Genomic DNA, 21,085 nt, shown 5'->3' on the forward strand with positions numbered 1-21,085 from the left:
GCTTACACAATATTCAACTTAGTGGAAAAAATAGGCATGCGTCACACACATCTTTTTATGCCGCTTGCGCTCGTTAGTGCAATGGCAGCAGTACAACAAGCTTATGCAGCTGATGACTTTATTGCACAAAATATAAAATTTGATGGTTTAGTTCGTTTAACACCAGCCAATGTATCGAGTATGTTGCCAATTAAGAGTGGTGATCGTGTCAATGATGCCATACTCAATAGCGCAATTCATACCTTATACGATACAGGAATGTTTGATGATATTAAGGCATCTCAACAGCCAGATGGAACATTACTGTTAAAAGTCGCTGAGCGACCAATTATTGCCAAAGTGGAATTTAAAGGTAATAAATTGATTCCTAAAGAGGCTTTACAAGACGGCCTTAAAAAAATGGGAGTGGCTGAAGGCGAAGTGCTTAAACCTGCTTTACTTCAAACGGTTGAAACAGAGCTTGAACAACAGTACACACAACAAGGTCGTTACAATGCAACCGTTAAAGTTGAAACGACAGCTCGCCCAAATAATCGTGTAGATGTGACAGTCAACTTTGTAGAAGGTAAATCTTCAAAAGTTATTGAAGTGAATTTAGTGGGTAATAAAGTTTTTAGTGATGAAGATATTAAACAAGTCTTTGCGCTAAAAGAAGCACGTTGGTACTCTATTTTAACACGTAATGATGCCTTTGCTCGAGAGAAAATGGCAACAAGCCTCGATGCAATGCGTGCACTTTACCTAAATAATGGTTATGTAAATTTTGAAGTCAACTCATCTGACTTAAACATTAGTGAAGATAAAAATAAAATTTTTATTAACCTTTCTGTCAGTGAAGGTCAACAATTTAAAGTAGGAAGTACCAAGTTTCTAGGTGATACACTCTATAAACCTGAAGAATTGAAAACTTTACAGATCTATAAAGATGGTGACGTATATTCACAAGAAAAAATTGATGCAGTTAAAAATCTTCTGTTAAGAAAATATGGTAATGCAGGTTATTATTTTGCACAGGTGAATGCTGTTCCTCAAATCGATAATGATAAAAAAATTGTCAATGTGGTTTATTTTATTAACCCAGGGCAACAAGTGACGATTCGTCGTATTAACTTTACTGGCAATACTAAAACTGAAGATACAGTATTGCGTCGTGAAATGCGTCAAATGGAAGGTGCTTTAGCAAGTAATGAAAAAATCGACTTGTCAAAAGTTCGCTTACAACGTACGGGATATTTCAAAACTGTAGATATGAAGGTTTCTCGTATTCAGAGTGTTCCCGATCAAGTAGATCTTGATGTTAATGTGGAAGAACAACACTCAGGTACAAGTACATTGGCAATTGGTTACTCACAAAGTGGTGGTGTTACGTATCAAGCGGGTATTAGTCAAACCAATTTCTTGGGTACGGGAAATAGCGTGGCTTTTGATTTTACACGTTCGTCGTATTCAACAAATTATAATTTGTCGGTGACCGATCCGTATTTTACCATTGATGGCATTAGTGCAGGTTATAACGTCTATTATCGTGAAACTAAGCCATATGAAGACTATCATGTCAGTGATTACTACTCTAAAGCATTGGGTGCAAGTGCAAGCTTGTCATACCCAATTGATGAGAATCAAAGTATTAGTGGTTCTTTAGGTATTGAAAATACCAAAATCACCACAGATATTTATGGTTCAGTGGCCTACGGTGCTTACTTAAGAAATCATGATGGTACGACAGTTTCAGGAGATGTACCTACCTATAAGGGATCTTACTTAAACTACTTAGCAAATCTAGGTTGGGCATTTAATACTTTAGACCGCCCAATGTTTCCAACATCTGGGCAATTACATTCGGTCAATCTAGAAGTGGCTTTACCTGGCAGTGATGCAAGTTACGAAAAATTGACTTATAGTGGTCAAGTATTCTTCCCAATTGGTAAAGGGTTTGGATTGCGTGGCTATGGTAAAGTTGGTTATGGTCATGACCTACCATTTTGGAAAAATTTCTATGCAGGTGGTTGGGGATCTGTACGTGGCTATGAAGACAATACTCTTGGCCCAAGATATCCTGGCGAGTACTACAGCGCAAAAAATCAAGTAGACTCTAATAAAGATCCTATTGGTGGTAATGCCTTAGTCCAGTTTGGTGGTGAAATTATTTTACCTGTACCGTCTAAAGGCGACTGGGCAAGAAATGTGAGACCTGCATTGTTTTTCGAAGGTGGACAAGTCTTTGATACCGAATGTAAAAATATCTCCGACTTTAATGATGGAACCACAACAGTTCCAGTGGCTGGTAAACAACACTGTAAAGATACCTACGGTTTTGATTTGTCTAACTTGCGTTACAGCGCAGGTGTTGGTTTAACATGGAATACCATGATTGGACCGCTTTCAATTAGTTATGCATACCCGTTGAACAAAAAAGACGGTGATGACACACAATCTATTCAATTCCAAATCGGTCGTACTTTCTAAGTACGACTACTTTAAATGAAATATTAGAAGGTTTTCTTATGAAAAAAATTGCAACAACTTTATTTGTTTTAGGTTCTAGCTTTGCAACACTTTCTCACGCTGCAGGATATGGCGTAGTTGATATGCAACGTATTGTTGAAAGCAGTACGTATTTAAAGCAACAAAATGATTCTTTACAACAAAGTGTAAAACCAAGTGCAACTCGTGCAGAACAGCTGAACCAAGAGATTCAAGCACTACAAGAAAAAGCAGCCAATGCAAAACCTGCTGAAGTGCAACAACTTAAAGTACAGTATGAAGCTAAAGTGAAAGAAATTAATGGTCTTGAGCAAAGCATTCAACAACGCGTGCAAGCTGCATCTCAAACGACAAGTCAAATTTTTACCGCTCGAGTTCAACAAGCTGCTGAACAATTACGTAAAGAAAATAATTTAGATGTGGTTTTGAATAAAAATGCTGCATTAGCATATGACAATAATAGTGATTTAACTGATAAAATGCTACAAAAAGTAAACGTAGCTAAATAATCTATGAATCAACAACACTACAAGCTCTTAGACATAGCTCATCTTGTAAAAGGTGAGTTATCTGGCCAAGAAGATTTTATTGTAACAGGCTTAGCAAGTCTTGATGCGGCAAATGAAAGTCAAATTTCTTTTGTAAATGGGCATAAATATTTGTCGCAAGCAAGCGTATCTAATGCTGGAATACTAATTATCACCTCTGATTTGCAACAGGAATTACCTCAATTTAAACAATTTATTATTGTAGATAATCCATATCTTGCTTTTGCTCAATTAACACATGCTTTTGAAATCAAAGATACTCGTTTGGGGATTGAAGATACGGCAAAAATCCATTCATCGGCCGTGATTGCAGACACAGCCTATATTGGACATTATGCCGTGATTGGCGAAAACTGTGTCATTGGTGATGGTACTCGCATTCAATCACACGTGAAAATAGACCGTGGAGTTGAAATTGGTAAAAACTGTTTTATTGATTCACATGCAACCATTACAGGTTTTTCCAAAATAGGAAACCACGTTCGTATTCATGCAAATACAGTGATTGGCGGTGAAGGATTTGGCTTTGCACCATATCAAGGTAAATGGCATCGAATTGCACAATTAGGTTCAGTAAAAATAGGAAACCATGTTCGTATTGGGTCAAATTGTAGTATCGATCGTGGTGCTCTAGATGACACGATTTTAGCAGATGGTGTGGTGATAGATAATCTTGTGCAAATTGCTCATAATGTTCACATCGGAGAAAATACTGCAATTGCGGCCAATACAGGTATTGCAGGAAGTACTGTCATTGGCAAAAATTGTGTTCTTGCTGGTGCATGTGGGATCAGTGGACATCTTAAAATCACAGATAATGTGACACTGACAGGAATGTCAATGGTCACAAAAAATATTTTAGATCCAGGTGTACATTCATCAGGTACAGGTTCTTTTGAAAGTAAGCAGTGGCGAAAAATGGTTGTAGGTCTAAGACAATTAGCAGATGTGCCATTGACCAAACTTGTCAAACGGCTAGATCATATACAGACTCAAATAGAGTCAATTGAATCCACTTTAAAGATGCGTAAGTAATATGGTCACAGAGTCAGAAAAAACAAATCAAAATAAACCCGAATTGCCAATGAGTATTCAGCAAATTCGTGAATATCTACCTCACCGCTATCCATTTTTATTGGTGGATCGTGTTGTTGAAATTACAGATAATGCAATTGTGGGTTATAAAAACGTTTCAATCAATGAAGAATTCCTACAAGGACATTTTCCAGAATATCCAATTATGCCTGGTGTACTGATTATTGAAGCACTTGCACAAGTATCTGGCATTTTGGGTTTCGTGATGAATGATGTTAAACCCACGCCAGGTTCTTTATTTTTATTTGCGGGTGCTGAAAAAATCCGTTTTAAAAAGCAAGTGGTCGCGGGTGATCAGTTAGTTTTAAAATCTGAACTGATTATGCAAAAACGTGGTATTTATAAATACCAGTGTACTGCCTCTGTTGATGGAGTTATCGCGACAACGGCAGAAATTATTATCTCCCATCAAAAATTATAGAGTAGGCATGAGAAATACGGCAAATATTCATTCCACAGCGATTATTGATCCATCTGCAGTTATTGCTCAAGACGTTTCAATTGGTCCGTATTGTATCATTGGTCCAGAGGTCTCAATCGCATCCGGAACAACGCTACATTCACATGTTGTTGTTGCAGGCTACACACGTATTGGTCAAAATAACCAAATCTTCCAATTTGCAAGTATTGGTGAAGTTTGCCAAGACTTGAAATACAATGGTGAAGAAACGTGGCTTGAGATTGGTGATCATAATATCATTCGTGAACATTCAAGTTTACACCGTGGTACGGTGCAAGATCATGCATTAACGAAAATCGGTAGTCATAACTTACTGATGGTCAATACACATATTGCACATGACTGTCAGATTGGCGATCATAATATTTTTGCAAATAATGTGGGCATTGCAGGCCATGTTCAGATCGGCAACCATGTCGTCATTGGTGGTAACTCGGGTGTACATCAATTTTGTAAAATTGATTCCTACAGTATGGTGGGGGGAGCATCTTTAATTCTTAAAGATGTGCCGTCATGTGTTATGGCATCGGGCAATCCTGCACATGCTTTTGGTTTAAATATCGAAGGTATGAAACGTCGAGGATGGTCAAGAGAAACAATTAATGGGTTACGCCAAGCCTTTAAGTTAATTTATAAAGAAAGTTTGACTACGGTGCAGGCAATTGAACGTATTCGATCAGATATTTTACCAAATGTGCCAGAAGCTCAATTGTTAATTCACTCTTTAGAGCAATCTAAACGAGGTATCGTGCGTTAATAATACATGGCAGTAAAAAAAGACGAGTGATTTCACTCGTCTTTTTTATTTTTAGCTAACTCTTTGATGCAGTTTTAAAGTAACCCGCTTCTTTTGATTTTGGATACTTACTTAAAATGAGTTGTTTGTATGTGAGTGCAGCTGTTGAATTATGTTCCACTTCTTTAACTATACTATAAAGCTGATATAAGGCACGAGGTGCTTTGTCTGACTCAGCATGTTGTTTGGCAACAATTTCATAATTCTTTTTTGCAGCAGTGTAATTGGCAGGTGTAACGGCAAGATTAAATTCTGCCAACCAAAAGTGAGCATTGCCAATATAAATACTCTTCGGATAGTGTTTAATAAACTCTTGCATTGGTGCAATGGCTTGTTTTGCACCGCCTTGTTTATATGCCTCTAGAGCAAGTGTATATGCTTCTTTTTCGGTTAAATCTGTTTTTTGTTGTTCTGTCGTTGTGTTTGTTGAAGGGGCGGGTGTTGCAACTACTTTGTTGGGACTCGGTGCTTTAGTCGCAGCAGGTGCAGGTGTGTTCGTTTTTTCTTCATGAGTTGTTGCGGGATTGGTTGGTGTTGCATTGACTGGTGCTGTTGTAGAAGACGATGAAACACTTTGAGGTGTTTGTTGCTCATCAAGTTTTTGTTGTAATAACTGTAGTCGTTGATCTAGATCGGCATAGTGATTTTCTAAATCTTTCTTTAATTGTTGTATGGTGTTTTCATGTTCTTCAAGCGTCCCACGTAAGCGACGAACTTCTTCTTCTAGCTTTTCGCTTTTTTGCATGAGTTGCCAATTCATATTTACAGGAGCTGTACTTTCTTCTGAAGAGGTGGCATTGCTTTTTATTGTAGTTGGTGAAACTGATGCGGTACTGTCTTGACTTAAAGACATATTTTCTATGGGTATAGCTGCGTAAGATATAGAACAGCTAAATAGTGCGATCAAAGCATATGTGTATGTTGATAATTGCATAAAACAGACCTAGTTAAAAATTTCCCTTTTTATGACCATATGGATGTCATATGGAAGATAGCAAGCATTCATAGTGTAAGCATTTTTTTTATTGGGGTATATGCCTTTAAGTGATTTATTAGTAATCAAACACACCGTATTTGCATGAAAAAACTAATTTTTGACTTGTATGGTTGAAAAAAATCTCTATACTTGTCGTTGTGATGGTGATCCTACTGGTTGTCTCGCAATTGTACCCTGTGAACCCCGCCAGGACCGGAAGGTAGCAACGGTAGCAGATGTACAATGTGCCGAGTTTTTGCTAGTAGGGTCGCCTCCATTTTTTTTTAAGCTTCATCAATTTCATCAGTTATTTTCATTTCAATCACTTTAAAAATAATATCTAAGCTATAACCCCTATATTGTAAAAATCTAATTTGTTTTGCCTTCATTTTTGGGTCTGTAGCAACTTCTTCACCAAATTTTCTAACTTTTAATTTATATGCTTCGGCAAGCCAATTGGTTGATTCAAGCTGTTCTTCAATAAACTGTACATCTACTGATTTTTGCTGAATTTTATGCTTAATACGTTGAGGTCCTTGTCCTTTGATGAGCTGGCTACGAAACATTTGTTGAGCGTATCTTTCATCATTTTGATAGTTGTACTCAATCATTTGTTCAATAATTGTATGCACCTCATCTAGATCTTGTGCGTACTGCTGTAACTTTTGTGTGAGTTCGGCCTTAGAGTATTCTTTACGTGCAAGTAAAGCATATGCATAAGATCTCAACTTTGAACCAGTTAGTTGGGGTTTTTCAGAATGAGAATCTTTTGAAATGTAGCGTTTGGTTTTATACATAGTGCGTCAAATTGGTGATATTCATGTGAAAAGCCGAGCATAAATGCTCGGCTTTACGATGCAGACGATTTACTCATCTAACGGGGGTAAGTCGTCTTCTACTTCTTCTGTTACAGTGACTTTAGTTAATAGTTCATTGCGTATTTTAGCTTCAAGCTCCGCAGCGACGTGTGGGTTTTCTTCAAAATAGCGTATAACATTATTTTTACCTTGACCAATTTTACCATCTTGATACGAATACCATGCACCTGCTTTTTTCACTAAATTTTGCTGTACGGCCAAGTCAACAATTTCACCATAATGATTCACTCCTTTGCCATATAAAATTTGAAATAAAGCTTCTCTAAATGGGGGAGCCATCTTGTTTTTAACCACTTTAATTTTGGTTTCTGAACCAATAATTTCATCGCCTTCTTTAACTTGTCCCGCACGACGAATGTCTAGACGAACAGAGGCGTAAAATTTGAGTGCATTACCACCTGTAGTAGTTTCTGGGCTACCAAACATGACACCAATTTTCATACGAATCTGGTTAATAAACACCACCATACAGTTTGAACGTTTTGCATTCCCTGTAATTTTACGTAGCGCTTGGCTCATGAGGCGGGCTTGTAAGCCCATATGAGAATCACCCATTTCTCCTTCAATTTCTGCACGTGGCGTCAAAGCAGCAACCGAGTCGACTACAATCATATCTACTGCGCCAGAACGAACCAACATATCAGCAATTTCTAACGCTTGTTCGCCATGATCTGGCTGTGAAACCAATAGGTTGTCAATATCTACACCTAATTTACGTGCATATTGTGGATCTAAAGCATGTTCTGCATCAATAAATGCACAAGTACCGCCTGCTTTTTGGCATTCGGCAATGGCTTGTAGTGTCATAGTGGTTTTACCAGATGACTCAGGACCATAAATCTCGACAATACGCCCTTTAGGTAGACCGCCTATACCAAGGGCAATATCCAACATTAAAGAGCCTGTAGAAATTGCCTCAACAGCTTGTACGGTATTACTTCCTAAGCGCATCACTGAGTTTTTACCAAATTGTTTTTCTATTTGTGCCAGTGCTGCATTTAAGGCTTTGCCTTTATTTTCGTCCATGTGAAGACCTCAAAATAATAAATATGATTGATAACTCAAGTGGACGTTTGAGTACATCTTGATTCCACGAGCGTTATAGTGACAGGTTTATAAACATTCGACTAGAGTATTTTGATTTGATGCGACAATTTGTGTCGTACTGCTTTATGGTTGATATGTCCATTGATCATTATTACTTTGTTTGAATTTATGAATTTGGCGACGATCTTTTTTATTGGGTCTATGTTCTGGTTTTGCTAGGTTATCAAGTTTGCGTTGAGAGGCGAGTAATTCTCTTTTTGCAATGCTTAAAGGTGTTTCTTGATATAACTGTTGGGCTACAGGTGCAGGGCCTCTTTGATTGGACAGTGCTTGAATCATTACTGTTTTTTTGTCCGATCCTTGTTGAATCGTCAGTTCTAAGCCCACGTAAACTTCTTTTGAAACTTTAACACGTTCTGATTGGTGATGGACTTTACCACCTTCAATTGCTGTTTTCGCTAAGGTACGCGTTTTAAAAAACCGTGCTGCCCAAAGCCATTTGTCAATACGCATGCGTTCTATAGGATGATTGTGAGGCTCAGTTAATTTTTTCATCGTCTTCCTTTTTCAGGGTTTGGCAGGAATTTGAGAAGGTCTGTTAATTGCTCTAGCATAGGGTAATCACACGAAGGTTTTATTTTTCCTGTGCTTGAGGGGTGCGCAATACTCCATAGATTTTTCAAGCCAAACTGTTGGGCTTGATGTAATACCGCAGTGGTATCATCGATAAATACACTATCTTGTATGCAAAATGGAAAGCGAGTGTGTAGTGTATGCCAAAAGTTAATGTCCTCTTTGGCATAGCCAATTTGTTCACTACTAATAATATGTTTAAAATAAGGTGCTATTTGTGTTTTTTCAAGTTTTAAAGTTAATGTTTTGACATCTGCATTTGTAACAAGCCAACACTCATAATTTTTTTGTTTGAGTTGAGATAGTAGCTCAATACAATGTGGCCGCGTGCAAATATGTTCTGCGTATTGTTTATATATCTCGAAAATATTCAATTTGAGTGTGTGTGACCAAAATTGGGTTGAATACCAACGGAGTGTACGTTGGTGTTGTTGATAGCATTGATCAATAAATGCGTAAGTTTGATCAGCACAAATATCGTGTGTGTTCATATAAGATTGAGGGACTTTAACATTCCAAATTAAATCATCGTATGCAAGATCGAGTAATGTACCATCCATATCAAACATGTAAACTGGTTTCAATTCTATCTCGTATTTAAAAGAACACACTAAATTATGGCATGCTTTACGATAAAAAAGCCATGATGTTTTTAATACATATCCATGCTATTTTTCAAGTAAAATCTATTGTAAGTTAAGCTTATTTATTAGAATTAAGATGATGTTTAAACCTTGTATACCACCTAATGATTTAATGTTGAATGACATTGTGAACACTTTGTCTGGAGCGATTGATATTTTACGACAGCAATATCAACAGTTCTTAATGCAAAGCGAAACCTTTAAAATTCAACATAAGGCAGACCAGTCTGCAGTTACACAGGCTGATTTTTATGTACATGAGTATGTATCGAAACAATTACACCAATTGAGTCAACAATATCCAATTCTATCTGAAGAAGGGGTGTTTGATGAGCGTCATACATGGGATAGTTTTTGGTTATTAGATCCACTCGATGGTACAAAAGAGTTTTTAGCAAAACGGCCTGAATTTACAATTAATTTAAGTTTGGTGGAGCAAGGTAAAACTACTTTTGCCGCGATTGCTGTGCCAGAAAAACAGTGTATTTACATCGGTTATTTAGGTCAAATGCCATTTAAATACCATACTTTAGATCATACATGGTCGATTTATGATAAACATGATGTTAACACGAGTATAAATATTGATCATATTTCTGTGGGCGTCAGTCATCGCAGTGATTCGAAGAAAATGTCTCATTTTTTGGACAAGCTGGCGCTAATTAAACCATTGAAATTTGTACGTGCAGGAAGTGCTTATAAGTTTTGTTTAATGTTGGAACATCAGATTGATGTTTACCCAAGATTTCATCCAACGTGTGAATGGGATACCAGTGCAGGTCAATGTTTGCTTGAAAGTATTGGTGGAGGTTTGTGGTCTAATAAACATACCGCTTTTACCTACAATCAAAGAGAGACATTGCTCAACGGAGATTTTATTGCTTTTACTCATATGGAGTATGCAAAATATGCATTTAATGCGATGTAAAAGGCCTTTATTTAGCTATATGAATATGAAAAAAGTGGGGTGATATGAGCTTATCACAACTCCCTGAACAGATGATTGAAGCCATTTCAATGCTTCCAAAACATCTTCCTGTTGTATTAATTACTAGGCATTCTCTCCGAGAGGTAGTGCAGGGGCGTGGTTTAGCAGGTTACGACTTACAACTAACGTCCGATGGTATTGTTTTAGCGCAAGCATGGGGGGGAGTATTTGGCGACGCAAGGCATTGTAATTAAAACCATCACCACAAGCCCTATACAGCGTTGTGTCGACACTAGTCATCACATGTTGGTTGGTACGGGACAAAACCCATCAGCAGGCTTAAAACATGCCTGTAGTGCATTGTTTGTAGAGCCGGGAAGTTTTGTGGTTGACATTGAGCAAGCTTCACCATCTTTTAAAGCATATGGTGCATTGGGTTTTATTAATGCTTTTTTAGCTGGACGCGTTGCTGGTATGAAAACTGTTCGGCAAGGTGTGTGTGATATTTTGACAAAAGTGTATCAACTCACTCAACAAGGTCACGGTCTACATTTGGTGGTTACGCACGATACAATTTTGGCTGTGATTTATGCATATTTGGCAAAAGTAAATGTATTGGATCAGGCGGAGTGGCCACATATGATGGAAGGAATGTTTGTATGGTTTGAAGGGCAAGATTTCTTAAAGAGTGAGATGGTGTGGCTTTGGCGTGGTCAAATATCTCGTATTTCAACGCAAGAAATTTTTCATACCATATAAAAAAGCCCCCTTGAAGGGGGCTTTTTTACTTATGCATTAGTTAGAAGCAAGTGCTTTAACTTGTGCATTTAAGCGGCTCTTATGACGAGCAGCTTTGTTCTTATGGATAATGCCTTTGTCAGCCATACGGTCGATTACAGGAACTGCTTTTTTGTAAGCATCTGTAGCAACAGCATAGTCACCAGAAGCAATCGCACTTAACGTACGTTTTAAGTAAGTACGAACCATTGAACGCAAGCTTGCGTTGTGTTTACGTGCTTTTACGTTTTGACGCGCACGTTTTTTTGCCTGAGCAGAGTTTGCCACTCTTGCACTCCTTGAATTAGATTGGTCTGGGCGGGCTGAAACAAAACCGAAACCACACAGTTCCCCTTAGCCAGCCCGTAAACAAGTGCGATATTGTGATGAATCACAGCGATGAAGTCAACCCTTATTCAGTCAGTGAAGCGGTGTGTTGTAAGGAAAATGTTGAAATGTGTTTATAAAGCCAATAAATTTAGACATATTGTATTTTTTTTAGTCACACTGAGTATATTAAAAAATAAATGATATAGATCTTCAAGTGTGAGAAAAATTTATAGTCTCAGTTAGGCATTAGTATGAGATGAGACTATAACAATGACATTGGATACATGTTAATATCTCGCTTTATGAAAATACAGATGATGTCTTGAGTCTATGTTTATTTTTGAAAAAGAAATTTCAGCACTTCACTTAGATCAGTTAAAACACAAACAAAAACGTTGGATTGGTGGTGTATCTGGTTCCGCCATAAGCGTATTGATCAAAGAAATTTTAACCACAAAAAAACCATCACTTTTTGTGATGGTTGCAAAAAATTCGCAACACCTTATACAGTTAGAAAGTGAACTGGCATTTTATGGGGTACAGGCATTTGTTTTTCCAGATTGGGAAATTTTGCCCTATGATCGCTTATCACCCCATCAAGACATTGTTTCTGAACGTTTAGCCATTTTATCAAATATGCCAAACAGTGGCGTGTTATTGCTTACAGCTTCTACATTTGCACAGCGTGTTGCACCACCTTCTTGGTTGTTAGGAGAGCATTTTGATATTCAAGTCGGGGATCAATTTGATTTAGAAAAACAAAAAAAACAGTTAATTCAAGCAGGGTATCACTTGGTTGATTCGGTATATGACCACGGAGAGTTTGCTGTGCGTGGCAGTATTATGGATATTTATGCTTCGGGTCAAACACAGCCTATTCGCATAGATTTATTTGATGATGAAGTGGAAACCTTAAGGTTTTTTGATCCAGAAACACAAAGAACAACAGAAAATTTAACGAAATTTAGTATTTTGCCTGCAAAAGAGTTTCCACTCAAAGAAGGCAGAACAATATTTCGTGACCGTTATGCGCAAAGTTTTCCTCGTTCCAATAGTAAAAAAAATCCATTTTATCAAGATATTTTGGATGGAATATCATCACCGGGCATCGAATTTTACTTTCCTTTATTTTTTACTGAAGAAGCGATGTTGGCTGAAGGCTATGTGTCTTCATATTTACCCAATCATGCGGTGATTGTTACACATGATGGCCTTGATCAAGATTTATTAAATTTTTGGCAAGAAACTTATAAACGTTTTGAAGATCGTAGACATAATTTAGACCAACCTCTTTTAGCACCTGAACAGCTTTTCCTACAGCCAAATCAACTGATTGAAAAGATGAATGCATTTCGCCGAATAGAAGTGTCTGAACAGGTATTGGCTGATAAAGTAGGTGTAATCAACTTAGCGACTCAGCCACCTCAAAAATTGGCTGTAGATATTAAAAAACAACAGCCGTTTGCGGAACTAAGTCAGTTTATTCGCTCGCAAACAGCGAAAGTACTTATTGTTGCAGAAACTGCGGGACGCCGAGAGTCATTAAAAGATGCATTACGTCCGCATTTAGGCGAAGTAAAACAGGTTGGCTCTTATGCAGATTTTATTCAAGCTAAAACACCGTTAGCCATCACAAATGCACCATTAGATCGTGGTTTAGATGTACCTCAACGTTTAGTCGTTATTTCTGAAAATCAACTCTATGAACATCGAGTCATTCAGCGTAGAAAGAAAAGACAGCAAGAAATATCTGAAGAATTTTTAATTAAAAGTTTGACTGAGCTGAGTATTGGTTCACCGATTGTACATATAGATTACGGCGTTGGACGTTATGCAGGATTAGTGTTTTTAGAGATTGATGATCAAGCGCACGAGTTTTTACAGTTAAATTATGCAGGTGAGGCAAAAGTGTATGTTCCTGTATCGAATTTACATCTTATTAGCCGATATAGTGGAGGGGATCCTGATTTAGCACCTCTACACAAACTTGGTACAGATGCGTGGAATAAAGCCAAACGAAAAGCACTAGAACAAATACACGATGTAGCGGTTGAGCTATTGCATGTGCAAGCACGGCGTCAAGCAAAACCAAGTTTTGCATTTAAAGTGGATGAAACGTCTTACCCTTTATTTGCAAATTCATTTTTATATGAAGAAACATTAGATCAAGCCAATGCTATTGAAATGACATTGCATGATATGCAGCAAGCAAAACCTATGGACCGTTTGATATGTGGTGATGTTGGTTTTGGTAAAACAGAAGTGGCAATGCGCGCAGCATTTGTCGCGGTTGAAAATGGTAAACAAGTTGCAGTTTTGGTACCAACAACGTTACTTGCACAACAACATTATGAATCATTTAAAGATCGCTTTGCTGATTGGCCTGTGCGTATAGAAGTACTTTCTCGATTTGGTTCAAATAAAACCCATCAAAAAACCATTCAAGATCTTGCAGATGGGCAAGTGGACATTGTGATTGGTACACATAAAATTTTACAAGATCAAATCGTATTTAAAAATTTAGGTTTAATGGTGGTTGATGAAGAACATCGTTTTGGTGTTCGAGATAAAGAGCGTATTAAAGCATTACGTGCAGATGTCGATATGCTGACGCTCACAGCAACGCCTATTCCACGAACTTTAAATATGTCCTTTAGCGGTATGCGTAATTTATCTATTATTGCTACACCACCTGCACGTCGCTTGGCTGTAAAAACTTTTGTACAAGAGCAAACCAATGCCACAGTCACAGAGGCAATTTTGCGTGAGTTATTACGTGGTGGTCAAGTTTACTTTTTACATAATGAAGTCGATACCATTGAACGCACCGCAGAAAATATTCGAAGTTTAGTGCCTGAAGCACGCGTTGCGGTTGCACATGGTCAAATGCGTGAACGTGAGCTTGAGCAAGTGATGCAGCAGTTTTATCATAAAGAACATAATGTATTGGTGTGTTCTACAATTGTTGAAACAGGCATTGACGTACCAAATGCCAACACAATCATTATCGAACGTGCAGATAAACTGGGTTTAGCACAGCTTCATCAATTGCGTGGCCGTGTTGGTCGTTCGCATCATCAAGCCTATGCTTATCTTTTGGTTCCGTCTCTTAAAGGATTAAAAGGCGATGCTGAAAAACGTTTAGATGCCATACAACGTGCAACACATTTGGGTGCAGGTTTTATGCTTGCCACTGAAGATTTGGAAATTAGGGGCGCAGGTGAGTTGCTTGGTGAAAAGCAAAGTGGTTCTATGCAAACCATTGGCTATAGTTTGTATATGGAAATGTTGGAAAAAGCGACTAAAGCTGTGCAAAAAGGTAAAACTGCAAATTTTGATGCGCCGTTGAATTTAACCGCAGAGATCAATTTACATTTACCCGCACTGATTCCAGACAGTTATTTAGGAGATGCACATCAACGCCTTTTATTTTATAAACGGATTAGTAATACCAGTACTTCAGATAAGTTGAACCACATTCGTATGGAGCTCATTGATCGCTTTGGGGTATTACCTGATGCGGTGAAACAGCTATTTGCAGTGCATGAAATTCGCTTAACTGCTGAACAATTAGAAATTAGTAAAATTGATGTTGCAGCTCAAGGTGGGTATTTAGAGTTTTCACCAACGACCCCTGTACAAGCAATCACTATTATTCAATTGATGCAAAAGCAACCCAATCATTTTCGTATGGAGGGTGGCCAGCGTTTGAAATTATCTGTAAATTTAACGGACTATGCACAGCGTATTGCATTTGTTAAAGAGGTATTGGCACAGCTTTTATAGCCTCCGAGCCTTTTATTGATTTTAATTGTTGTTAAAGACAGCACTCTATGCGGTAAATTTTGTCACAAATAGAGTGCTTAGATATTCACAATTGCATCTATATGGTAGTATGAAGCAACTTCTACTGTCATGATCTATAAAGATATGTTTAGTTTACATCCACAGTTAGCCCAAGATACTTTTTTTGTTGGTGATTTTCCATTATCAACCTGTCGTTTAGTCAACGATATGCAATTTCCTTGGTTGATTCTTGTGCCAAGAGTGCCTGGTATTACCGAGTTGTATGAATTAAGCCAAGCAGATCAAGAACAATTTTTAAGAGAATCGAGTTGGTTGTCTAGCCAACTGGCAAAAGTATTTCGTGCAGATAAAATGAATGTTGCTGCTTTGGGAAATCTTGTGCCTCAGCTACATTTTCATCATGTTGTTCGTTATCAAAACGATACAGCATGGCCAAAACCTGTTTGGGGGCTAAATGCTGTACCTTACAGTAGTGATGTATTATCACATATGCGCCAAACACTGATGCTTGCCTTACGCGGACAAGGTGATATGCCATTTGATTGGCGTATGGATTAATTCAAAATATATTCATGAATACACGGATTGCATAGGTGGCGTAGATGCTATTTGAGCGTATTTCAATGAATAAATTTGTGATAGAAAGCATCTACCGTGCGGTCGGATATTTGATACTTTCTGTAGCTGTTTTTATTTACTATGCAAATGAAACAATGCAATTGGTGTATTGGATGGTACCCATTGCAAGTGTGGTACTTCTGCCTGTATCAATTAAAACCTTTGATTATTTAAAATATAAAGTGAACGAGGTTTTCGCACGACAGTTAGTTTTCGTGTACGATGTTATTGTGGCAGGGTTAGCAATAGCATCTGTACATTTTTCATTGGTTTTTAGCTTTTTATTAATTATTTGCCTTCTTTTTATTGGTACTACGTTTAAGGCCTCTTTTATTACTTTGGTCTTGATTAGTGCTATTGGTATAACAACCATTTGTTTAGCCAGTATTTTTGCTTTTGGTTTCGATCACTATTTTAATTTAAATCAAATACAATTAATTTTATATAGTTTTTTTTGTTTCTTATTATTTTTAGGCTCAGCTTTTTATTTTTATAAAAGCCATCTAGAGCATGTGAAAAAAACCAAGCATTATTATCAAGAACAAATGGATCGCTATATTCTTTTTTCAACTCAACTGAGTCGTTATGCACCAAAGCAATTGTGGCAGTCGATTATGAGTGGTGAAACAGAAGCCAAAATTGATTATAAAAGAAAAAAAATGACGATTTTCTTTTCAGATATTCAAGGATTTACAGAGTTAGCTGAAAATTTACCTCCCGAAGAGCTTGCATTTTTATTAAATGATTATTTGGATCATATGACAGAAATTGCAAAAAAACATGAGGCGACTCTAGATAAATTTATTGGCGATGGTATTTTAATATTTTTTGGTGATCCACATAGTAAAGGCCTAGAACCAGATGCCAAAAAATGTATTGAAATGGCATTAATGATGCGTCAACAAATGCATGTATTGCGTGAGCGATGGTTGAGAATGGGTTTTCCTGAGTTACATATTCGTATGGGAGTAAGTACGGGATATTGCCACGTCGGTAACTATGGTTCTGATTACCGTATGTCTTATACTGTCATTGGACATGATGTGAATCTTGCATCACGTTTGCAGGCGGTTGCTGATGTTGATGAAATCTTAATTGCAGACAGTACATATCATTTAATTAAAGATTATTTTATTTGTATTCCAAAACAGCCTATGCAGTTGAAAGGAATGAATAATCCGATGAATACATGGCAAGTATTAGAAAAATATACAGGCAATACTGCAGATATACAGCAATGGTTCGATTACAATTATAAAGGATTTCATCTTTTACTTAATTTAGAGGAAATACAACATTATGAGCATGCTAAGCTGATTCAAATTTTAGAAAAGATGACAGATACGCTAAAAATGCAAAAAGAAATGACAACCAGCCAAGGTGTTGCAAAATTGACATTATCAGATGAATTAATTGAATTTATAGATAAAAAATAAATGCTTAGCGTTACCTAAGCATTTAAATGTCATTTTAATTAATGATTTTCAGAAGCGTGATTGATCGTATATTTAGGAATTTCAACTTCTAGATCTTCATCTACAATTTTAACCTGACAAGATAGACGTGAGTCAGGTTCAAGCCCCCATGCACGATCGAGTAAATCTGCTTCGACATCATTCATTTCATCTAGACCATCAAAGCCTTTACGAATCACAACATGGCAGGTTGTACATGCGCATGACATGTCACATGCATGTTCAATTTTAATGCCATGTTGATGTAGGCTAGAACATAAATTACTATTTTCTTCAACTTCGAACTCTGCACCCTCTGGACAAAATTGTGCATGAGGAAGGACTTTAATACGTGGCATAGCGGTTACCTATTTAGTACTTGGGGTGGACCAGTCATCAAGTTTAGTGCCTTTGAGGGCGTGGTCAATATGGCGGTTCATACGTAAAGCAGCGAATTGGTCGCTATAGTGCTTTAGTTGTTTAATTGACCTTTCAATATCATCAATTTGATCACTTTGTAAAGTTGTGACTAATTGTTGTTGTGCTTGCTGTAGTTTGGTCAGTTGTTCTGGCGTGAGTAATGTCGCATCGGCTTTAATGGCTTGAGTTAATGCTTCAAGTTCACGCTCTGCTTCCATTTTAGTTTCATGTAAATGGCGTAAATGTTTATCTTCTTCTGCATACTTGTAGCCGTCAAGTAATAAGCGTTCCATATCTGTATCAGACAAGCCATAAGAAGGCTTAATATCAATATTTGCCTGTGTACCTGATGTGGTTTCTTGTGCAGATACAGCAAGTAATCCATCTGCATCGACTTGAAAGGTCACTTCGATACGTGCTTGACCTGCTGTCATCGGTGGAATACCGTGTAACACAAATTGACCTAGCGATCTACAGTGTTCGACTAAATCACGCTCACCTTGTAATACATGAATGAGCATAGCCGTTTGACCATCTTGATACGTAGTAAATTCTTGCTTACGTGCAATTGGAATTGCAGTATTACGAGGAATAAGGCGTTCCACTAAACCGCCCATCGTTTCTAAACCCAGTGAGAGAGGTGTAACATCTAATAACAGGGCTTGGTCTGTACGATTACCTATAAGCTGATCTGCCGTCATCGCAGCACCAATAGCAACCACTTCATCTGGGTTGATGCTACATAATGGTGTTTGCTTAAATAGTTGTTCTACAGCATCTTGTACAGCATATGAGCGGGTAGAGCCCCCGACAAGCACAACATGCTTGATATCTGTAAGTTCAAGTTTTGCATCTCGAAGTACACGTTTACATACGTGTAAAGTACGATCTAATGCAGGCTGTATAATTTTTTCAAATGTTACTCTATCTAATTCGATTTTTTGTTGTTCAACTTGAATCGAGACGTGTTTTTGTGTAGAAAGATCTTCTTTGGCTTTTTTGGCTGCAATGACCAAATGTGCATATGTTTCATTGTCTACATTATCAATCGCAAGTTGTTGTTTTAGCCATTTTACAATGAGTCGATCTAAATCATCACCACCTAATGCTGTATGACCACCTGTTGCTAAAACTTCAAAAACACCTTGTGAAAATCGTAAAATAGAGACATCGAATGTACCACCACCTAAATCGTAAATGACATAGTTTTGGTCTATTTCTAATTGAGATGTGTGATCTAAACCATATGCAACAGCAGCAGCAGTGGGTTCATTCAGTAAACGTAACACATTTAATCCAGCTAACTGCGCTGCATCACGAGTGGCTTGTCTTTGGGCTTCATCAAAATATGCAGGGACGGTAATAACCGCACCTTGTATAGGATGAGCTACACTTTGCTCTGCACGATGTTTGAGTTGTGTGAGTAAGTCAGCTGAAATTTCGACAGGCGTTTTTTGACCAACAGCGGTTTGAAATGTTGGCATATCTTGTGCCGTACCTAAAAGTTGGTACGGATGTTGAAATTTAATGTCTGCCTGAGAGCGTCCCATAAAACGTTTAACAGATGTAATCGTATTTGTCGGATCATTCACTAAAAAATCTTGTGCTTCATAGCCATAAGAGGTGGCTTCATTCGAGTAATGTACAACGGAGGGGAGCAATACATGGCCATGTTGATCGGGCAGTACTTGTGCTTGACCCGATCGAACTGTTGCCACTAAAGAGTGCGTTGTTCCTAAGTCAATACCGATAGCGACACGATGTTGATGTGGGTCGCTTGATTGTCCGGGCTCTGCAATTTGCAAAAGGGCCATGTGTTAAACATCCTTGATAAGTGTAAAGTTAGAAATCATCGTCTAAATGTGTTTGATGATCAAGAAGATCTTCTTCTGCTTTATCTATATCTTTTAAAACTTTCTGAAAAAATTGTAGTTTGCGAACGCTATCTTGAGCATCTGCCCATTGTTGTTGCGTAAACTGTGTATTAAATGTATGCGTTAAAGTTGCAACATTTGAATGTATTTCTTTTCTGAGTTGCTCGAGTTGCTCTACGGACAGTGCTTCATCGAGCATTTCTCTCATCTCTAGTGCAGATTGTAAGAAATTTAAATCATGAATGGATTGGTCGAGATATTGATCTTGTTGCTTTAATTTTAATAGATAACCTGCGCGAGAGTCGACATGTAAGAGTGTTTTATACCCTTGGTTAATTTCACTTGACTGAATGAGCGCCGCATTTTTATCTTTTGCTTGATCTGGATGGTGTTGCTGTTGCAATTTTAGAAAATTTGCTTTGAGTAAACTTAGATTGATATCTAATTGCTCAGGAAGATCAAACTGTTCAAAATAGTTCATATGTCATCGCCATAAAAAGCCAAAAACGGTGAAACACCGTTTAAAGGACATTGCAAAAGAGTGGACGTTTGCGTGAGACTTAAACAGTGAAAGATTCACCACAGCCACATTCCCCTTTTTTATTGGGGTTATTAAACTCAAAACCTTCGTTTAAACCATTTTTGACATAGTCCATTTCTAACCCACTAAGATAAACCAAGCTTTTGGGGTCGATAAAAATTTTCGCCCCAAAATGCTCGAAGATGTGGTCGTGTTGGTCTATATCATCTACAAACTCAAGTACATATGCTAGACCTGAACATCCTGAAGTTTTCACCCCAACACGAATGCCTTCGCCTTTACCACGGTTTACAATGTAGTTGCGAATATGTGTTGCAGCGCTTTCGGTTAAGTAGATCATGAAAACTCCGTCTGTTGGTAATATTTAAGCGTGAGATTTTTTAGTACGAAAATCTTCAATGGCAGCTTTAATTGCATCTTCTGCAAGTACAGAGCAGTGTACTTTTACAGGAGGAAGTGCAAGTTCAGTTGCAATATCAATATTTTTAATCGCTTGTGCTTCATCTAACGTTTTACCTTTAAGCCATTCTGTGACTAAAGAGCTTGAAGCAATTGCTGAACCACAACCATAAGTTTTAAAACGTGCTTGTTCAATGATGCCGTCGTCACCTACTTGAATTTGTAGACGCATGACATCACCACATGCAGGTGCACCAACCATACCTGTACCTACATTGTCTGCATTTTTATCTAAAACGCCCACATTTCTCGGGTTTTCGTAATGATCAATTACTTTATCGCTATATGCCATGATACTTCTCCTAACCTGGGTGTT

20 protein-coding genes, 1 other RNA gene and 1 pseudogene are annotated in these 21,085 nt (G+C 37.7%); 11 read left to right on the forward strand and 11 right to left on the reverse strand.

Annotation, left to right across the window (positions count from 1 at the left end):
- Positions 1–36: 36 nt before the first annotated feature.
- Genes bamA through lpxA form a run of 5 tightly spaced genes read left to right on the forward strand, consistent with a single transcriptional unit; the run spans position 37 to position 5,344 of the window.
- The gene (gene bamA / locus I2F17_RS05335; protein WP_196422425.1) at positions 37–2,466 is read left to right on the forward strand and encodes an outer membrane protein assembly factor BamA; all 2,430 of its coding nucleotides are present in this window, start codon (positions 37–39) and stop codon (positions 2,464–2,466) included.
- Positions 2,467–2,504: 38 nt separating this feature from the next.
- The gene (locus I2F17_RS05340; protein WP_211139270.1) at positions 2,505–2,993 is read left to right on the forward strand and encodes an OmpH family outer membrane protein; all 489 of its coding nucleotides are present in this window, start codon (positions 2,505–2,507) and stop codon (positions 2,991–2,993) included.
- Between the two features lie 3 nt (positions 2,994–2,996).
- On the forward strand, positions 2,997–4,067 hold the full coding sequence (gene lpxD / locus I2F17_RS05345; protein WP_196422423.1) for a UDP-3-O-(3-hydroxymyristoyl)glucosamine N-acyltransferase: 1,071 nt from the start codon (positions 2,997–2,999) through the stop codon (positions 4,065–4,067).
- Position 4,068: 1 nt separating this feature from the next.
- Positions 4,069–4,548 (forward strand): 3-hydroxyacyl-ACP dehydratase FabZ, encoded by a 480-nt coding sequence (gene fabZ / locus I2F17_RS05350; protein WP_196422422.1) that lies wholly within the window; start codon positions 4,069–4,071, stop codon positions 4,546–4,548.
- 7 nt (positions 4,549–4,555) lie between these two features.
- Positions 4,556–5,344, forward strand: a complete 789-nt coding sequence (gene lpxA / locus I2F17_RS05355) for an acyl-ACP--UDP-N-acetylglucosamine O-acyltransferase (protein ID WP_196422421.1) — start codon at positions 4,556–4,558, stop codon at positions 5,342–5,344.
- Positions 5,345–5,399: 55 nt separating this feature from the next.
- Here the strand turns inward: lpxA and I2F17_RS05360 are convergent, their stop codons facing one another.
- Positions 5,400–6,317 carry a YbgF trimerization domain-containing protein gene (locus tag I2F17_RS05360; RefSeq protein ID WP_211139271.1) on the reverse strand — a complete coding sequence of 306 codons (918 nt, stop codon included), beginning with the start codon at positions 6,315–6,317 and terminating at the stop codon, positions 5,400–5,402.
- Between the two features lie 213 nt (positions 6,318–6,530).
- Here I2F17_RS05360 and ffs point away from each other — a divergent pair.
- Positions 6,531–6,627, forward strand: an RNA gene (gene ffs / locus I2F17_RS05365) — signal recognition particle sRNA small type.
- Positions 6,628–6,643: 16 nt separating this feature from the next.
- Here the strand turns inward: ffs and I2F17_RS05370 are convergent.
- From I2F17_RS05370 to I2F17_RS05385, 4 genes are all read right to left on the reverse strand, one after another.
- Positions 6,644–7,156: a regulatory protein RecX gene (locus I2F17_RS05370; RefSeq protein WP_196422419.1), complete on the reverse strand. Its 513-nt coding sequence runs from the start codon at positions 7,154–7,156 to the stop codon at positions 6,644–6,646.
- Positions 7,157–7,225: 69 nt separating this feature from the next.
- Positions 7,226–8,263 (reverse strand): recombinase RecA, encoded by a 1,038-nt coding sequence (gene recA, locus I2F17_RS05375; RefSeq protein WP_211139272.1) that lies wholly within the window; start codon positions 8,261–8,263, stop codon positions 7,226–7,228.
- Positions 8,264–8,407: 144 nt separating this feature from the next.
- Positions 8,408–8,839: an RNA-binding S4 domain-containing protein gene (locus I2F17_RS05380; protein ID WP_196422417.1), complete on the reverse strand. Its 432-nt coding sequence runs from the start codon at positions 8,837–8,839 to the stop codon at positions 8,408–8,410.
- Complete coding sequence (locus tag I2F17_RS05385) at positions 8,836–9,501, reverse strand: HAD hydrolase-like protein (protein ID WP_211139273.1); 666 nt, start codon at positions 9,499–9,501, stop codon at positions 8,836–8,838. Before I2F17_RS05385 ends, I2F17_RS05380 begins: the two co-directional genes overlap by 4 nt.
- A 139-nt stretch (positions 9,502–9,640) precedes the next feature.
- On the opposite strand from I2F17_RS05385, the gene I2F17_RS05390 reads away from it, so the two are divergent.
- Together I2F17_RS05390 and I2F17_RS05395 are read left to right on the forward strand one after the other, a co-directional pair.
- Positions 9,641–10,489, forward strand: a complete 849-nt coding sequence (locus tag I2F17_RS05390) for a 3'(2'),5'-bisphosphate nucleotidase CysQ family protein (protein ID WP_211139274.1) — start codon at positions 9,641–9,643, stop codon at positions 10,487–10,489.
- A gap of 44 nt (positions 10,490–10,533) precedes the next feature.
- Positions 10,534–11,248, forward strand: a pseudogene (locus tag I2F17_RS05395) (histidine phosphatase family protein).
- Between the two features lie 36 nt (positions 11,249–11,284).
- Here I2F17_RS05395 and rpsT read toward each other — a convergent pair.
- Entirely contained in the window at positions 11,285–11,554 is a 270-nt protein-coding gene (gene rpsT, locus I2F17_RS05400; protein ID WP_092747128.1) for a 30S ribosomal protein S20, read from the reverse strand.
- Between the two features lie 378 nt (positions 11,555–11,932).
- Between rpsT and mfd the strand changes: the two genes are divergently transcribed.
- From mfd to I2F17_RS05415, 3 genes are all read left to right on the forward strand, one after another.
- Positions 11,933–15,382, forward strand: coding sequence for a transcription-repair coupling factor (gene mfd / locus I2F17_RS05405; RefSeq protein WP_211139312.1), 3,450 nt, complete (start codon positions 11,933–11,935; stop codon positions 15,380–15,382).
- 144 nt (positions 15,383–15,526) lie between these two features.
- Positions 15,527–15,961: an HIT domain-containing protein gene (locus I2F17_RS05410; protein WP_196422491.1), complete on the forward strand. Its 435-nt coding sequence runs from the start codon at positions 15,527–15,529 to the stop codon at positions 15,959–15,961.
- A gap of 44 nt (positions 15,962–16,005) precedes the next feature.
- Positions 16,006–17,457, forward strand: a complete 1,452-nt coding sequence (locus I2F17_RS05415; protein WP_196422414.1) for an adenylate/guanylate cyclase domain-containing protein — start codon at positions 16,006–16,008, stop codon at positions 17,455–17,457.
- Between the two features lie 38 nt (positions 17,458–17,495).
- Here I2F17_RS05415 and fdx read toward each other — a convergent pair whose 3' ends face one another.
- The 5 genes from fdx to iscU form a co-directional block, all read right to left on the reverse strand.
- Positions 17,496–17,834 (reverse strand): ISC system 2Fe-2S type ferredoxin, encoded by a 339-nt coding sequence (gene fdx, locus I2F17_RS05420; protein ID WP_196422413.1) that lies wholly within the window; start codon positions 17,832–17,834, stop codon positions 17,496–17,498.
- Positions 17,835–17,843: 9 nt separating this feature from the next.
- Positions 17,844–19,709 carry a Fe-S protein assembly chaperone HscA gene (gene hscA, locus I2F17_RS05425; RefSeq protein WP_211139275.1) on the reverse strand — a complete coding sequence of 622 codons (1,866 nt, stop codon included), beginning with the start codon at positions 19,707–19,709 and terminating at the stop codon, positions 17,844–17,846.
- A 28-nt stretch (positions 19,710–19,737) separates the two neighbouring features.
- Positions 19,738–20,250, reverse strand: coding sequence for a Fe-S protein assembly co-chaperone HscB (gene hscB / locus I2F17_RS05430; RefSeq protein ID WP_211139276.1), 513 nt, complete (start codon positions 20,248–20,250; stop codon positions 19,738–19,740).
- 79 nt (positions 20,251–20,329) lie between these two features.
- Positions 20,330–20,650 carry an iron-sulfur cluster assembly protein IscA gene (iscA, locus tag I2F17_RS05435; protein ID WP_196422410.1) on the reverse strand — a complete coding sequence of 107 codons (321 nt, stop codon included), beginning with the start codon at positions 20,648–20,650 and terminating at the stop codon, positions 20,330–20,332.
- Positions 20,651–20,674: 24 nt separating this feature from the next.
- A complete protein-coding gene (gene iscU / locus I2F17_RS05440) occupies positions 20,675–21,061 on the reverse strand; it encodes a Fe-S cluster assembly scaffold IscU (protein ID WP_196422409.1) in 387 nt (128 codons plus the stop codon).
- Positions 21,062–21,085 lie beyond the last annotated feature (24 nt).

It is taken from the genome of Acinetobacter baretiae (assembly GCF_015627105.1).
Taxonomy (GTDB): Bacteria; Pseudomonadota; Gammaproteobacteria; order Pseudomonadales; family Moraxellaceae; genus Acinetobacter; species Acinetobacter baretiae.

Coding starts and splice junctions, on each gene's coding strand:
- hscB (WP_211139276.1), bottom strand. CDS start 20,250: ATGAACTATTTTGAACAGTTTGATCTTCCTGAGCAATTAGATATCAAT.
- fabZ (WP_196422422.1), top strand. CDS start 4,069: ATGGTCACAGAGTCAGAAAAAACAAATCAAAATAAACCCGAATTGCCA.
- iscU (WP_196422409.1), bottom strand. CDS start 21,061: ATGGCATATAGCGATAAAGTAATTGATCATTACGAAAACCCGAGAAAT.
- I2F17_RS05360 (WP_211139271.1), bottom strand. CDS start 6,317: ATGCAATTATCAACATACACATATGCTTTGATCGCACTATTTAGCTGT.
- I2F17_RS05340 (WP_211139270.1), top strand. CDS start 2,505: ATGAAAAAAATTGCAACAACTTTATTTGTTTTAGGTTCTAGCTTTGCA.
- I2F17_RS05410 (WP_196422491.1), top strand. CDS start 15,527: ATGTTTAGTTTACATCCACAGTTAGCCCAAGATACTTTTTTTGTTGGT.
- iscA (WP_196422410.1), bottom strand. CDS start 20,650: ATGATCTACTTAACCGAAAGCGCTGCAACACATATTCGCAACTACATT.
- I2F17_RS05380 (WP_196422417.1), bottom strand. CDS start 8,839: ATGAAAAAATTAACTGAGCCTCACAATCATCCTATAGAACGCATGCGT.
- lpxD (WP_196422423.1), top strand. CDS start 2,997: ATGAATCAACAACACTACAAGCTCTTAGACATAGCTCATCTTGTAAAA.
- I2F17_RS05370 (WP_196422419.1), bottom strand. CDS start 7,156: ATGTATAAAACCAAACGCTACATTTCAAAAGATTCTCATTCTGAAAAA.
- bamA (WP_196422425.1), top strand. CDS start 37: ATGCGTCACACACATCTTTTTATGCCGCTTGCGCTCGTTAGTGCAATG.
- fdx (WP_196422413.1), bottom strand. CDS start 17,834: ATGCCACGTATTAAAGTCCTTCCTCATGCACAATTTTGTCCAGAGGGT.
- hscA (WP_211139275.1), bottom strand. CDS start 19,709: ATGGCCCTTTTGCAAATTGCAGAGCCCGGACAATCAAGCGACCCACAT.
- lpxA (WP_196422421.1), top strand. CDS start 4,556: ATGAGAAATACGGCAAATATTCATTCCACAGCGATTATTGATCCATCT.
- recA (WP_211139272.1), bottom strand. CDS start 8,263: ATGGACGAAAATAAAGGCAAAGCCTTAAATGCAGCACTGGCACAAATA.
- I2F17_RS05415 (WP_196422414.1), top strand. CDS start 16,006: ATGCTATTTGAGCGTATTTCAATGAATAAATTTGTGATAGAAAGCATC.
- I2F17_RS05390 (WP_211139274.1), top strand. CDS start 9,641: ATGTTTAAACCTTGTATACCACCTAATGATTTAATGTTGAATGACATT.